The 13,609-nt window shown below is 70.7% G+C and carries 14 protein-coding genes; 8 read left to right on the forward strand and 6 right to left on the reverse strand.

From position 1 onward, the window contains the following. The 5 genes from HH310_RS36055 to HH310_RS36075 form a co-directional block, all read left to right on the forward strand. On the forward strand, positions 1 to 385 hold a 385-nt coding region (locus HH310_RS36055; protein ID WP_169180219.1), incomplete at its 5' end, for an LLM class flavin-dependent oxidoreductase. Continuing rightward, the gene (locus HH310_RS36060; protein WP_169180220.1) at positions 382 to 1,242 is read left to right on the forward strand and encodes an ABC transporter permease; all 861 of its coding nucleotides are present in this window, start codon (positions 382 to 384) and stop codon (positions 1,240 to 1,242) included. The genes HH310_RS36055 and HH310_RS36060, both read left to right, overlap by 4 nt. Next, a complete protein-coding gene (locus tag HH310_RS36065; RefSeq protein ID WP_312034551.1) occupies positions 1,239 to 2,021 on the forward strand; it encodes an ABC transporter ATP-binding protein in 783 nt (260 codons plus the stop codon). The genes HH310_RS36060 and HH310_RS36065 overlap by 4 nt, the downstream gene beginning before the upstream one ends. Positions 2,022 to 2,047: 26 nt before the next feature. Further along, entirely contained in the window at positions 2,048 to 2,779 is a 732-nt protein-coding gene (locus tag HH310_RS36070; protein ID WP_312034552.1) for an ABC transporter permease, read from the forward strand. Between the two features lie 66 nt (positions 2,780 to 2,845). Then, complete coding sequence (locus HH310_RS36075; RefSeq protein WP_312034553.1) at positions 2,846 to 3,943, forward strand: ABC transporter substrate-binding protein; 1,098 nt, start codon at positions 2,846 to 2,848, stop codon at positions 3,941 to 3,943. 839 nt (positions 3,944 to 4,782) lie between these two features. Here the strand turns inward: HH310_RS36075 and HH310_RS36080 are convergent. Beyond that, a complete protein-coding gene (locus HH310_RS36080; RefSeq protein ID WP_169180222.1) occupies positions 4,783 to 5,259 on the reverse strand; it encodes a hypothetical protein in 477 nt (158 codons plus the stop codon). 229 nt (positions 5,260 to 5,488) lie between these two features. After that, positions 5,489 to 7,735 carry a bifunctional diguanylate cyclase/phosphodiesterase gene (locus tag HH310_RS36085; protein ID WP_312034554.1) on the reverse strand — a complete coding sequence of 749 codons (2,247 nt, stop codon included), beginning with the start codon at positions 7,733 to 7,735 and terminating at the stop codon, positions 5,489 to 5,491. Between the two features lie 118 nt (positions 7,736 to 7,853). On the opposite strand from HH310_RS36085, the gene HH310_RS36090 reads away from it, so the two are divergent. Then, a complete protein-coding gene (locus tag HH310_RS36090; RefSeq protein WP_169180224.1) occupies positions 7,854 to 8,228 on the forward strand; it encodes an Hpt domain-containing protein in 375 nt (124 codons plus the stop codon). Here the strand turns inward: HH310_RS36090 and HH310_RS36095 are convergent. After that, the gene (locus HH310_RS36095) at positions 8,217 to 9,374 is read right to left on the reverse strand and encodes a response regulator (protein WP_211193050.1); all 1,158 of its coding nucleotides are present in this window, start codon (positions 9,372 to 9,374) and stop codon (positions 8,217 to 8,219) included. The two genes, HH310_RS36090 and HH310_RS36095, sit on opposite strands and share 12 nt — an antisense overlap. 63 nt (positions 9,375 to 9,437) lie before the next feature. Further along, a complete protein-coding gene (locus HH310_RS36100) occupies positions 9,438 to 9,854 on the reverse strand; it encodes a response regulator (protein WP_169180225.1) in 417 nt (138 codons plus the stop codon). 402 nt (positions 9,855 to 10,256) lie between these two features. On the opposite strand from HH310_RS36100, the gene HH310_RS44450 reads away from it, so the two are divergent. After that, on the forward strand, positions 10,257 to 10,607 hold the full coding sequence (locus tag HH310_RS44450) for a hypothetical protein (RefSeq protein ID WP_248294764.1): 351 nt from the start codon (positions 10,257 to 10,259) through the stop codon (positions 10,605 to 10,607). Here HH310_RS44450 and HH310_RS36110 read toward each other — a convergent pair. Beyond that, a complete protein-coding gene (locus HH310_RS36110) occupies positions 10,597 to 11,037 on the reverse strand; it encodes an oxidoreductase (protein WP_211193051.1) in 441 nt (146 codons plus the stop codon). The two genes, HH310_RS44450 and HH310_RS36110, sit on opposite strands and share 11 nt — an antisense overlap. On the opposite strand from HH310_RS36110, the gene HH310_RS36115 reads away from it, so the two are divergent. Continuing rightward, entirely contained in the window at positions 11,036 to 11,794 is a 759-nt protein-coding gene (locus tag HH310_RS36115) for a 3-keto-5-aminohexanoate cleavage protein (protein WP_248294765.1), read from the forward strand. The two genes, HH310_RS36110 and HH310_RS36115, sit on opposite strands and share 2 nt — an antisense overlap. Here the strand turns inward: HH310_RS36115 and HH310_RS45625 are convergent. Beyond that, on the reverse strand, positions 11,782 to 13,572 hold the full coding sequence (locus HH310_RS45625) for a SpoIIE family protein phosphatase (RefSeq protein WP_169180226.1): 1,791 nt from the start codon (positions 13,570 to 13,572) through the stop codon (positions 11,782 to 11,784). The two genes, HH310_RS36115 and HH310_RS45625, sit on opposite strands and share 13 nt — an antisense overlap. Positions 13,573 to 13,609: the final 37 nt, after the last annotated feature.

The following is a 13,609-nucleotide window of genomic DNA, read 5'->3' on the forward strand; positions in this document are numbered from 1 at the left end:
CGCACCCGCCTACGTCGGCGACGACCTGAAACACCAGCGGGACCAGTGCCGCTGGTTCGGCGGCATGGTCGGCAACCACGTGGCCGACATCGTGTCCCGCTACGGCGGCGACGGGACGGTGCCGCAGGTGCTCACCGACTACATCAAGGACCGCGAGGGCTACGACTACGCGGAGCACGGGCGGGCCGGGAACACGCACACCGCGTTCGTGCCGGACGAGGTCGTCGACCGGTTCTGCGTGCTGGGCCCGGTCGAGAACCACGTGAAGCGCCTGCAGGAGCTGCGTGACCTCGGGGTCGACCAGTTCGCGGTGTACCTGCAGCACGACGCCAAAGTCTCCACCCTCGAGGCGTACGGCAAACAGATCATCCCGGCGTTCACATGAGACGCGTCCTGCTGGTCCTGGCCGGCATCGCGATCTTCGCGGTCCTCTGGGAGGGCTACAAGCTGGTCGGCAGCCCGGACGGGACGGTGATCTTCGGGGTGCGGGTGCTGCCGCGCGCCGACGACCTGTCCATGCCGCATCTGTGGACCATCGCCGAGCGGCTCGGCCGGCCGGAGATCGCGGGCGGCCGGCCGGTCGGGCTGGTGGTGCTGCAGGCGTGCGCGTTCACGTTCGGGATCACCGCCGTCGGGTTCGTCATCGGCGCGCTGGTCGGGCTGGTGCTGGCGGTCGTGATGCAACGGTTCCGGCTGGCCGAGCGCGGTCTGCTGCCGTACGTGATCCTGAGCCAGACCGTGCCGCTGGTGGCGCTGGCACCGCTGGTGGCCGGGTGGAGCGGCAATCTGTCGTTCGGCCCGTACCCGTGGCAGGACTGGATGACGGTCTCGCTGATCGCGGCGTACCTGGCGTTCTTCCCGGTCGCGGTGGGCATGCTGCGGGGGCTGCAGTCCCCGGCCGCGAGCGGGGTCGAGCTGATGCGCAGCTACGCCGCCGGGTGGTGGCGCACGCTGGTCAAGCTGCGCTTCCCCGCGGCGCTGCCCTATCTGTTCCCGGCGCTGCGGCTGGCCGGCGCGGCCGCGGTGGTGGGCGCGGTGGTCGGCGAGATCTCCACCGGTACGCGCGGCGGGGTGGGCCGGCTGATCATCGAGTACGCCCGTGAGGCCACCTCGGATCCGGCCAAGGTCTACACCGCGATGCTCGGCGCCGCCCTGCTCGGCCTGGTCGTCGCCGGGACGGTCGGCCTGCTCGAAATCCCCCTGATGCGGCATCGCCGGCACGTGGAGGTGGTGACACTGTGAGTGACGCCGTGGTGGTCGACAAGGTCACGAAAGTCTTCAATCAAGGGCGGCCGGACGAGGTGGTCGCGCTGTCGGACGTGGACCTCGTGGTGCCGTCCGGCTCGCTCATCTCGTTGATCGGGCCGTCGGGGTGCGGCAAGAGCACGCTGTTGCGGTTGATCGGCGACCTGATAACTCCGACGTCGGGGACCGTCTCGGTGGCCGGGAAGGACGCGGACACGGCCCGTAGGCAGCAGGAGTACGGGATCGCGTTCCAGCAGGCCGGGCTGTTCGAATGGCGGACCGTGGTGCGCAACGTGGAGCTGCCGCTGGAACTGCGCGGGATGTCGCGTGCGGACCGTCGTTCCCGGGCGCTGGAGATGCTGTCGCTCGTCGGGCTGTCCGACTTCGCCGGGCACTACCCGGCGCAGCTCTCCGGCGGCATGCAGCAGCGGGTCGCGATCGCGCGGGCGCTCGCCGTGCAGCCGCCGTTGCTGCTGATGGACGAGCCGTTCGGGGCGCTCGACGAGATGACCCGCGAACGGCTGCAGTCCGAGCTGCTCGGCATCTGCGCGAAGACCGGGACCAGCACGGTCTTCGTGACCCACTCGATCTCCGAGGCGGTGTTCCTGTCCAACCGGGTGGTCGTCATGTCGCCGCGGCCGGGCCGGATCGTCACGGCCGTCGACGTGGATCTGCCGGTACGTGACGACACCGTGCGACAGTCCGAGAAGTACTTCGAATACGTCACCGCGGTCCGGCGAGCCCTCCGAGGCGTACCGCAAAAGAGCCCGCTGTGAAATGGGCCCGGACCATCCTCCCCCCGGTGATCGTCGGGGTCTTGTTCATCGCCCTGTGGCAGCTGATCGTGACCGCCGGCCGGATCGCGCCGTTCATCCTGCCGGCGCCCTCGGAGATCTGGGAGGAGCTGGTCGCGCAGCGCCAGAACGTCTGGGAGGCGGCCGTCTCCAGCGGCGAGAACGCGCTGATCGGGCTGTTCTTCGGCGCTCTGTCCGGCGTCCTGCTGGCGATGGCGGCGAGCCGGTTCAAGGCGCTCGACGACGTGTCGCTGCCGTTCGCGGCGATTCTGAACGCGCTGCCGATCATCGCGCTGGCCCCGATCCTCAACAACATGTTCGAGTCGACCAGCAGCATCCCGCGGCGGCTGGTCGCCGGGATCATCGCGTTCTTCCCGGTCTTCATCAACACCCTGCGGGGCTTGCGCGAGGTCGACCCGATCCACCGCGAACTGATGCACACGTACGCGGCGAGCGGCTGGACCTTCGCCACGAAGGTGCGGCTGCCCAGCGCACTCCCCTACGTCTTCACCGGCCTGCGGCAGGCGTCGTCGCTGGCGGTGATCGCGGCGGTGGTCGCCGAGTACTTCGGTGGCCTGCAGACCGGGCTCGGCTCCCGGATCACGTCCGCGGCCGCGTTCACCGCGTATCCGCGCGCCTGGGCGTACGTGGTCGGCGCCTGCCTGCTCGGTCTGGTTTTCTACCTGGCCACGCTCGCCTTGGAACGGCTGGCGATGCCGTGGCGCAAGCGTCTGATTTGATTCTCGTTCCCAGGGGGACCACACATGAGAAAAATACGGATATTTAGTGCTATCACTCTTTCTGTCGTGCTTGTGGCGGCGGGGTGCGGCAGCGCCGACCTCGACGAGACGCCGGCGCCCGGTGCCAGCGGCGCGCTGACGCCGGTCAAGCTGCAGCTGCAGTGGTTCTACCAGGCCCAGTTCGCCGGCTACATCGCCGCCGTGGACCAGGGCTTCTACAAGGAGCAGGGCCTCGACGTACAACTGCTCGAAGGCGGCGTCGACATCGTGCCGCAGACCGTGCTGGCCCAGGGCAAGGCCGACTACGCCGTGGCCTGGGTGCCGAAGGCGCTGGCCTCCCGCGAACAGGGCGCCGGGATCACCGACGTGGGCCAGATCTTCGGCCGCTCCGGCACCTACCAGGTCGCCTGGAAGAACAGCGGTATCACCGGCCCGGCCGACTTCCGCGGCAAGAAGATCGGCAACTGGGGCTTCGGCAACGAGTTCGAGCTGTTCGCCGGCATGACCAGGGCCGGCCTGAACCCCGGCAAGGACGTCACGCTGGTGCAGCAGCAGTTCGACATGCAGGCGCTGCTCAAGAAGGAGATCGACGCGGCGCAGGCGATGAGCTACAACGAGTACGCCCAGTTGCTGGAGGCGAAGAACCCGGCCACCGGCAAGCTCTACACCCCCGACGACTTCACCATCATCGACTGGAAGCAGAACGGCTCGGCGATGCTGCAGGACGCGGTCTGGGCGAACACGGCCAAGCTCGGCGACTCCGGGTACCAGCAGCAGACCGTCAAGTTCCTGACCGGCACGATCAAGGGCTGGGCGTTCTGCCGGGACAATCCTGACAAATGCCGTGACATGGTCGTCGCGAAGGGCTCCAAGCTCGGCAAGAGCCACCAGCTGTGGCAGATGAACGAGGTCAACAAGCTGATCTGGCCGGCCGCGGGTGGCATCGGCGTGGTGGACGACGCCGCGTGGAAGCAGACCGTGGACATCTCGATGACCACGAAGAACCAGACCGGCGACACGGTCCTGAAGGCGGCGCCGGAGGGCCAGGCGTTCACGAACGACTACATCAACCAGGCGATCACGGCCGCGAAGGGGGCGGGCGTGGACGTGAACGGGGCGTCGTTCCAGCCGGAGACGGTGACTTTGAACCCGGGTGGGGCGTAAGGCCGGCGGTACGCCTTCGGTCAGTCGGAGGCAGGCGAGGGGAGCACGCCCGTCGGGGTGCTTCCCGCGCCTCCGCTTCGCATCGCCGCCCCTGTGGACGACGACCAAAAACTGTCAGACCCCGCTGCTTGACTCGGCCCCACCCAGAACAGGGTGGGGGTGGCCCGTGGTACGACTGGGGAATTCGAACGATTTCGATGCTCGCTTGGCGGCTGGGAGGCGAGCGCGTTCATCTCCGTCTTCATCACGGTCGCTCCCGCGCCGCAATCCGCCCGGCGACCTCCCCGACCCCGAGATGTTCTCCGCCGCCGGCTCGGCCATCTACAGGCATCGACGTTCCGCTCCCGGCTGCCGTGCCGTGGTCACGCGTCCCACGATGTAGCGATCTGTTCCACATCGTGGACATTCTCGAGACCTTGGAAACTTACGCCCGTATTTGGACCATAACTCTCCAAGGTCCGCGCCGGGCAACGAAAATGCTCGGAACAAAGGGGGCAATGCGGGAGCAACTTTCCTCCATGATGGACATACATCCCGCATCGTGGACCGCCGGCCACCATGTGGTCGCCGGTCTCACGGTACGGACGCCCATCCCACATCATGGACGTCATCCCGCGGGCATCGGCGGCGGGCACGTTCTGGGGGTCGATCTGCGCTCGTCTGGCTCTGCCCGGTCAGGCTGTTGCGCAGCGAGAGCCCAACCGACAAACCGTGTTCGTGGTCGCCGCACCGCCCAAAAGCATCTCGCGGACCACCCGGAAAAGTCGGAAACGCCTACCTGGCGGACACGCAAAACAAATCACGCTTGCAAAGCGGCGCCGGCCCCATCCACGCGATCGTCACGACCAGGGCAGTTCCTCCGGGTCGGCGGCGTCGATCGGGGTCTCCGAATGCCGCGGCGCGGGCAGCTCAGCGTCCGTATGCCAGGTGCCACGGCTTCGGCTCGCGGCGCGGGTCACCAGGTGCACCGGCAGCGGCGGCGGAACGAACGGCCCGGCGCCCCAGCGCACCCAGATGGCGATCCGTCCGGCCGCCGCCTCGGCGAGCAGCTTGTCCACAGTGCGCTGCCGGTCCAGCCGGTCCACCTCGACCACGATCGGCTGGCCGTCCCGGGCGATCCCGACGTCCACCACGGAGTTGCCGGTCAGCGGCGGCGGGAGCGGGACGACGCTGGGTGCGCGGCGGTACACCCGCCACCCCTCGTGCCGGCCCCACGCGACGACGGCGTCGATCACCTGCGCCTGGGCCTGGTCGGTGGTCAGGTCGGCGAAAGTGAGCGCCTGGAGCCACGCCGCGAGCGATTCCGCCTCGTCCATTGCCGTACTTTATGCGACCGCCCGCCGGGCGACACTTCACTCGACCACCCGCCAGGCGACACGTCACGCGACCACCCGCCGAGCAACACTTCACGCGACCACCCGCCGAGCAACACGTCACGCGACCACCCGCCGAGCAACACTTCACGCGACCACCCGCCGAGCAACACTTCACGCGACCACCCGCCGAGCGACACTTCACTCGACCACCCGCCAGGCGACGAGAAACTCAAGCCGCCGCCAGCCGCGCCGCGAAAAGCTCCCCCAGCCGCTCCGCACTCATCGGCCGGGCCAGGTGATAGCCCTGTCCCAGCGAATACCCGAGCGCCACCAACCGCCGAGCCTGCTCCTCGTTCTCGATCCCCTCCGCCACCGTATCCAGCCCCAACGCCCCGGCCAGCTGCACCACCGCACGCGCCACCGCCTGCCGCGCATCCGCAGCGGGCGTCCCGAGCTCATCCAGCTCGATCCCGTCCACGAACGACTTGTCCAGCTTGATGATCGACGCGGGGAACGCCCGCAGCAGGCTCAGCGACGACTCCCCCGTGCCGAAGTCGTCGAGGGCCAGCCGCACGCCCATGTCGTGCAGCTCGCGCAGGGTGCGCGAGACCTGCGGCCCGCGCAGCGCCGCCGACTCGGTGACCTCGAGGACCAGCCGCTCGGCGGGCAGACCGGTCTCGGCGAGAACAGCGCGCACGTCGGCCACGAAGTCCGGGTCGGCGAGCTGGCGCATCGACACGTTCGGGCCGACCTTCTGCAGCGCGTCCGGCCCGTAGGTCGCCAGCCACGCGGCGGTCTGCCGGCACGCCTCGCGCAGCACGAACCGGCCGAGCGGCACGATCAGGCCGGTGGCCTCGGCGGCGGGGATGAAATCGGCGGGCGAGACCGTGCCGCGTACGGGATGTTCCCAGCGCACCAGCGCCTCGACCCCGATGACGCGCCGGGCCGGGTCGTCGAGGCCGATGATCGGCTGGTAGACCACGCGGAACTCGCCGGCCTCCAGCGCGCGCCGCAACTCGCCGCCGAGCCGGGCGTGCGCGAGCGCGGGCTGCTCCATGCCGTGGTGGTAGCGCACCCAGTTGGCCTTGCCGCGCTGCTTGGCCGCGTACATGGCGACGTCGGCGTCGCGCAGCAGGTGGTCGAGCGGCGTCCCGGCGGGCGCGGAGGCGATCCCGATCGAGGCGCGGACCAGCAGGTCGTGCGCGCTCATCGGCCCGTTGAAGGCGGACAGAACCGCGTCGGCGACGGCCCCCGCGTCCGCGTCCCCGGTCAGCATCACCGCGAACTCGTCGCCGCCGAGGCGTACGGGAAGACCGGCGGAACCCACCGCCGAGCGCAAGGCGCCGGCGACCGCGATGAGCAGTTGATCACCGACGTCGTGCCCGAGGGAGTCGTTGACGATCTTGAAGTCGTCCAGGTCGACCAGCAGGACCGTGGTGTCCCCGGCGGCCAGCGCGGCAGCTAGCTCGTCGCGGAACAGGCCCCGGTTGGCCAGCCCGGTCAGGCCGTCGTGGGTGACCTGGTGGCGCAGCTGCCGCTCGCTGGCCCGTTTGTCACGCAGCAGGCAGCCGTTCTCCCGGATCGTGACGAACTGGCGCACCGCGACCAGCCCGGTCACCACCATCACGTTGATCACGACCAGGCGGTCCGACCAGGTCAGCGTGCCGTGCAGCGCGGCTAGCAGCGGTGCGTCGACGCCGGCCAGCGCGAGGTAGGGCAGCCAGGTGTTGGCCCGTCGCGCCCGGGTGCCGGTGGCGGACCACTGCCGCCGGACCGCGAGCGCAGCCATGATCGGGGCGAGCGGCATCACGACGCCCTGGGCCGGGACGGCGCTGTCCGGGCCGCCGGTGATGGCCAGCAGGACCACGCCGGCGGCGACCAGGCCGCTCGTCCCGATCAGCCGCAGGGCGACGCGGTCGACCGGGCCGTCGCCGATGTACGCGACCTTCGTGATCCCGCCGAGCGCGAGCGCCAGCGACAGCCCGATCAGCGTGATCGTCTGGACGCTCCACCCGACCGGCGCGTTGATCATCGGGGCGAGGCCGAACTGGAACAGCACGGTGCCGCAGCCGAGGAACGCGATGGCCCGGTCGAGCCACTGCCGGCCGCGTTCGCCCCGGCCGGTGCCGATCGGGACCCGGGCGACCGCCCACATCGCGGTCAGGAAGCCGGCGCCGGCCAGCGCGGCCGCGTCCACGGGGAAGGTGGGCAGCGCCGGCGCGGTCCGGAAGGCTTCGACGGCCATCATCGCGAACCCGGCACCGAACAGCAGCAACGCCACGAAGATGAGCCGCCAGAAGCGCAGGGCCACGGGGTGCAGGCGTACGTGGCGAATCATCACCAGCACACCGTGGGCCGCGACGGCCGTGCCCAGCGGAAGCACGACGAAGGCCAGCGCGGCCGGACCGGCGAGCCCGGGCCGCGCCAGCCACAGCACGTACCAGAGCGTTCCGGCCACGGCGATCCCGGCGGTCACCAGCACGTGACGCCGGGGAGCTGGGCAAGCTACGGGCACGGAGGAGAAATCGGCCGGAGGGCCCGGCAATGTTAGGAGTTTTCCGGATCCGGCCGGATCGGCCGCGCAGGATGGACGCATGGAGCGCACCCGCGAGGACGAGATCCGGTCGCGGCTGGACGACATCGCGGGACCGGACCCGGGCGCGGCGGAACGCGCGCTGCTGGCCCGCCTGCTGCACTCCTTCACGGCGAAGACCCCGGCCCGCGTCGACCACCTCGGCGAGCTGCTGCGCGGCGGCGACCAGGACGCCGTACGGGATCACGCACACGGCCTCAAGGGCTCCGCGGCGAATATCGGGGCCACCACGCTCGCGGCCCTGTTCGCGGAGATCGAGCACGCCGCCCGCGAGGGGGTGGTGCCGGACCCGGACAGCACGTTCGTCCGGATCCGCGCCGAGCAGGAGATCGTGCTGGGCTCGGTGGCCCGGGTGGCCTCGGAACTAGACGTCTAGCAGCGTCTCGATGGGCTTGAGCACGCCCGGAATGGCCAGCACCGGCTCCACGATCTCGATGATCTTGGCGTAGTTGTGCAGCCGGTCCAGCAGCAGGTCGGTGACGATCATGCCGCGGCCGATGAGCACCAGGTTGTTGGTGGCCACGATGTCCTCGGCCACCCGCATGCCCACCTCCAGGTCGACGACCCGCAGGCCACGCACGGTCTCCTTGGCCGGCTCGCAGTTCTTGGCGGTACGCATCGCGGCCAGCACGTGCATCGCGGCGTTGTCGCGGCATTCGAGCACCGCGATCGCGCTCTCCATCTCCAGGCCGCGGCTCTCCAGCGTCTCGAAGTCCATCGCGGTGCGCAGGACGTCGATCGCCGTCTCGATCAAAGGCTTTTCGTCCGTACGCCGGGACGCCTCCGAACCCAGGCCCCGGACGATCTCGACGACGTCCTCGAGCATCGGGATGTTGCTCAGCAGCTGCACCGCGACGCCCGGCATCGCGTCGATCATCTGCTGCTCGTCCTCGGTGACCGGCTGTCCCTTGTCGAGCTTCTGGAACACGCTCGGCGGGATGGTGACCGCGCCGAGCTGGCTGGCCATCGCCGCGACCTCGATCTCCCACAGCTGCCCGAGCTGCATCGCGGCGCACAACTCGGAGACCAGCGTGCGGATCCGGCCGGCCCGGGCGAACGCGATCGGGCTGGCCAGCTCGAGACAGCCGAACAGGGCCTGAATGCTGGTCTTGAGCGTCTTGTCGAGCAGCTGCCGCTCGGTGGTCGCCTGAGCGTTGAGCGCGACCGCCTCCCGGACCGCGCCGCGCAGCTCCTCGCCGGCGACCGGCTTGGCCAGGTAGCGGTACACGCCGCCGCTGTTGATCGCGGAGATCGCCGAGTCCAGGTCCTTCTGGGCGGTGTGCAGCACCCGTACGGTGTCCGGGTATTCGAGCTGGACGCGGCGCAGCAGCTCGACGCCGTCCATCTCCGGCATCCGCATGTCGCTGATCACCGCGGCCACCGGACCGGACTCGGCCAGCAGGCGCAGCGCGTCGGCGCCGCTCTCCGCGGTCAGGACCTTGTGATCCTTGCGCAGCTGCAGCGACAGCGAGGTCAGAATGTCGGCCTCGTCGTCCACGAGCAGCACGGTCGGGCGCGTCATCGCGTTCCATCCTCCGGCGTAGTGGGTGTCACGCCCGCCTTATCGGATGCGCGGCGACCGGCTTTAGGCCGTGACCGGGCTGTTCGCCGGGCAGTCCGCGCCGGTGTGCCCGTGCCCGCCGCGGTCGACGAGATCCTGCACGACCGCCCGCAGCTTGTCGTTCGGGCACGGCTTGAGCAGCACCGCGCAGACCCCGGCCGCGTACGGCGTGGTGTCCCCGGGATGCAAGTGGCCGCTGAGCATGGCGATCGGCGTGTCGGACAGATGCGGGTCCTCCCGGATCGCCCGGGTCAGCTCGATGCCGTCCATGCGCGGCATGCCAAGATCGGTGAGCACCACGTCGGGTCTGTGCTTCACCGCCATCTCCAGCGCGGCCTGCCCGTCCGGCGCTCGCAGCACGGTGTTCCCGGCACGCTTGAGCAGCCGGGTCAGGATGAGCGCGATGTCTTCGTCATCCTCGGCGATCAGTACTACGGCCATGTCAGCTCCGTGCTCAGCGGTTCCCTTCAGCATGCGCCCAAAAAGCCCCAGATGTCAGGTTTTCCCGGTTGCGCCTCCCTACAGAGTGTGGGATCGCGCCGCGACGGTTCGAGGTGATCGCCGCTAGCGTGGGTGGGTGGCCACCGTGGGGTTCCTGCATACTGCTGAGGTTCACGTCGGGACGTTTCGGGGGCTTCTTGCCGAGATGAGCCCGGCAACCCGGGACCTGCACGTCGTCGATCCGGTGCTGCTTGACGAGGCGGGCTCGGCTGCCACGCCCGGGCGCGTCGGGGCGCGCGTCGCGGAGCTGCGGGCGGCGGGGGCCGATGTCGTCGTCTGCACCTGCTCGACCATCGGCGCGATGGCCGAGGAGATCGACGGTGTGCTGCGGGGCGACCGGCCATGGCGGAAGCTGCGGTGGCGGCCGGGGCGAGGATCGCGGTTCTCTACGCGGTCGCGTCCACGTGGGGGCCGACCCGCACCCTGCTGGCGGAGGCCGGGGCGCGCGCGATCACGCCCGTGCCGTGCCTCGACGCGTGGGCTTTGTTTGCCGGGGGCGAGCTGGAGGCGTACGCGCAAATGGTCGCCAGGGAGGCACGCAAGGCCGCGGCAGAGGCTGATGTCATCGTGCTCGCGCAGGCGAGCATGGCGAGCGCCGCGACGCTGCTGGCAGACCTGACGATCCCGGTGCTGACCAGCCCGCGAATCGCGGTGGAGCGGGCCGTGCGGATGCTGGGGCCGCTCAGCCGGTGACGAGGCCGTCGACGTCCCAGTGCGGCATCCTGAGGCCGGACGGCACCACGGCGTCGCGCGGCGAGTAGGACATCACCTCGTCGGTGGCCCAGCGCATGTACGCGGTGAGGGGCGGCCGCACCGGCTCGGGGATGCCGCTGCTGGCCATCGCGGCGACGAAACAGGCCAGGAAGCGGTCGCCCAGGTCGGCGTCGGCGCCCTGGTTGGCGTGCATCCGCAGCATGCGCTCGTGGCCGCCGTAGCGGGACGAGAAGACCGGCGGGCCGCCCAGCACCTCACCCCAGTAGTCGGCGAGGCGCTGCACGTGCTCCGGGTTGCCGGTGTGCGAGAACGGGTGTTCCAGCACCGGATCGGCCAGGCAGCGCGCGTGGAAGTCGGCGGCCAGCGCGAACATCGCGGGCGCACCGCCCGCGGACTCGTAGAGCGACATGACCACCACCGTGCCACAGTGGGCTATGCGGATGAAGGCGTGTCTGAACGGCGGCCGGAAATTTCCGGCGAGTGCGATCGAGCTGGCCGAGGCCGCGGCCGGGGCGGTGGCCGCCGGGGCGGACGCGCTGCACGTCCATCCGCGGGACACGACCGGGCGGGAGTCGCTGGTCGCGGAGGACGTCGGGGCGGCGGTCGCGGCGATCCGGGCGGCCTGTCCGGGCGTACGCGTCGGGGTGTCCACCGGCATCTGGATGACCGACGGGGACGCCCGCCGCCGGGAAGCGCTCGTCCGGGCCTGGGGTGATCTCGCGGCGCGGCCCGACTTCGCCTCGGTCAACGTGCACGAGCAGGGGTTCTCCGACCTGGTCGCGGTGCTGCACGGCGCCGGGATCGGGGTGGAGGCCGGCGTGTGGGAGCCGGCCGGGGCGGACGAGCTGGACGGCCTGCCGCTGGAACGGGTGCTGGTCGAGGTGCTCGGCACGCCGGCCGACCGGGCCGTGGCGAAGGCGGACACCATCCTGGACCGTCTCGGCAAGGCCGGCTATCGCGGACCCCGGCTGCTGCACGGCGAGGGGGACGCCTGCTGGCCGCTCGTCGAGCACGCCGGCTGGCTGCGCCTGCCGACCCGGATCGGCTTGGAGGACACCCTGGTCCTGCCGGACGGCCGCACTGCCAAGGACAATGCCGAGCTCGTACGCGAGGCCGTGCTGATCTGGTCCGCCGCGCTGCCGCCGGAGGGTCCTCAGGAGACGTAGTGCCGCAGGTCGCGGGTCTCCCCCGTCACCGCGCGCACGGCCAGGATGCAGGTGTCGTCGTCCGGATTGGCCTGCCGCAGACGCGACAGCAGGCGGCCGAGCGGCTGCTGCGGTGACGCCGCGACCGCCTCGTCCATCGCCGTGATCACCGAGGCCAGCCCGTCGTCGACACCGCGGCGACGGTGCTCGACCAGCCCGTCGGTGTAGAGCATGAACAGGTCGCCGATCCGGAAGTCCAGGCTGGCCGTCTGATACTCGGCGTCGTCGAGCACGCCCAGCATCGGACCCTTCGGCCGGGCCAGCGGCGTGGTGCGGCCGCCACGGCTCAGCAGCGGCGGCGGATGCCCGGCCTGCGCCCACACGATCCGGCGGCACAGCGGGTCGTAGCGGGCCACGACCGCGGTCGCGGACAGCTCCGGGTTGTCGCGCTGCAGATCCCAGGTGAGCCGGTTGAGGTCGCGCAGCAGCCGCGCCGGGTCGGTGGTGGTGACCGCGAGCGCGCGCAAAGCGTGCCGGAGCTGCGCCATCGTGGTCGCCGCCGGGGTGCCGTGCCCGGCCACGTCGCCGACCGCGAGCAGCACCGAGCCGTCGCGCAGCTCGGCCGCGTGGTACCAGTCGCCGCCGACCAGGCCCTCCTGACCGGCCGGAAGGTACCGCACCGCGACCTTCAGGCCGGGCAGCTCGATCGGGCCCTTCGGGATCGGCAGGATGATCCGCTGCAGCCGGCCGGCCAGCTCGTGCTCGTCGGCGAGCAGCCGTTCCACCTCGGCGAGGCGCCGGGCGCCGTCCTCCTGCTCGGTGACGTCCTGCACGATGCCGAAGATCCGCAGCGGCTGCCCCTCGGCGTCGCGGATCGCGTCGACCACGCTGCGCAGGTGTTTGACCCGGCCGGCGATGCGCACCCTGGTGGTGACGTCGACGCGCTCGTTGCGGCGGAAGGCGGCGGTGGCGGCCTCGCGCAGCGGCGCGTCCTCGGCGACCGCGAGCGCGTCCGACTCCTCGCGGCTCATCGGGCCGAGCCGCGGGTCCCGTTCGTAGATCCGGTACAGCTGATCGGACCAGTAGATCTCGCCGCTGACCAGGTCCCAGTCGCCCCAGCCGAGGTTGGCCAGGCGTTCGGTGCTGGACACCCGGTCGCTTTCGCCGTCGGCCGCGACGTGCCGGGTCCAGTTCAACAGCAGGCCCTGGCCGAGGCGGTGGGCGCGCACCGAGTACAACCCGTCGAGGTGCGGGAACGGGCCCAGGGCGGCGGGGTTCCCGCTGTCGAGGACATTCTGGTACGCCTCCCAGCGGTCACTGGCGATGACGTCGGGAAAGTACTCGGAGAGCCGGCGGCCGATGAGCTGAACGCCGCGCAGGCCGTTGGCCACCGTGGCGGCCGGGCTGACCGCGGCCCAGACCAGGTCGGCGAGGTGGCCTTTCTCGTCCCGTTCGGGGGTCATGAAGGCGGCCATGCCCGGGCTGATGTCCAGGACTCGCTGGACCATCGCGATCCACGGTTCGAACCTGCGGACCTGGGGTGGCGGCGGCACTATATCGGATAAATTCGATATTACGGGTTCGTCCTGCGTGTCCAGACGACGGATCACCGCGGCGGCCACCTCGACCAGGTCGCGGCGTTGTTCGACAGCCATCCGCATCAGGTGGCGATGCGCGTCGGCGATCCGGCAGTGCGCCCGCCCGGCCAGCAGGCCGGCGGCCCGCTCGACGGTCACGCGGTCCGGCTCGTCGGGGGCGGCACGTAGTCTGCTCACCGCTTCCGCATACGCCTGACCCACGCCCGACCTCCCTGTCACCCCAATCGCCACTCCTGCT

Source organism: Actinoplanes sp. TBRC 11911, assembly GCF_012933445.1.
Lineage (GTDB): Bacteria > Actinomycetota > Actinomycetes > Mycobacteriales > Micromonosporaceae > Actinoplanes.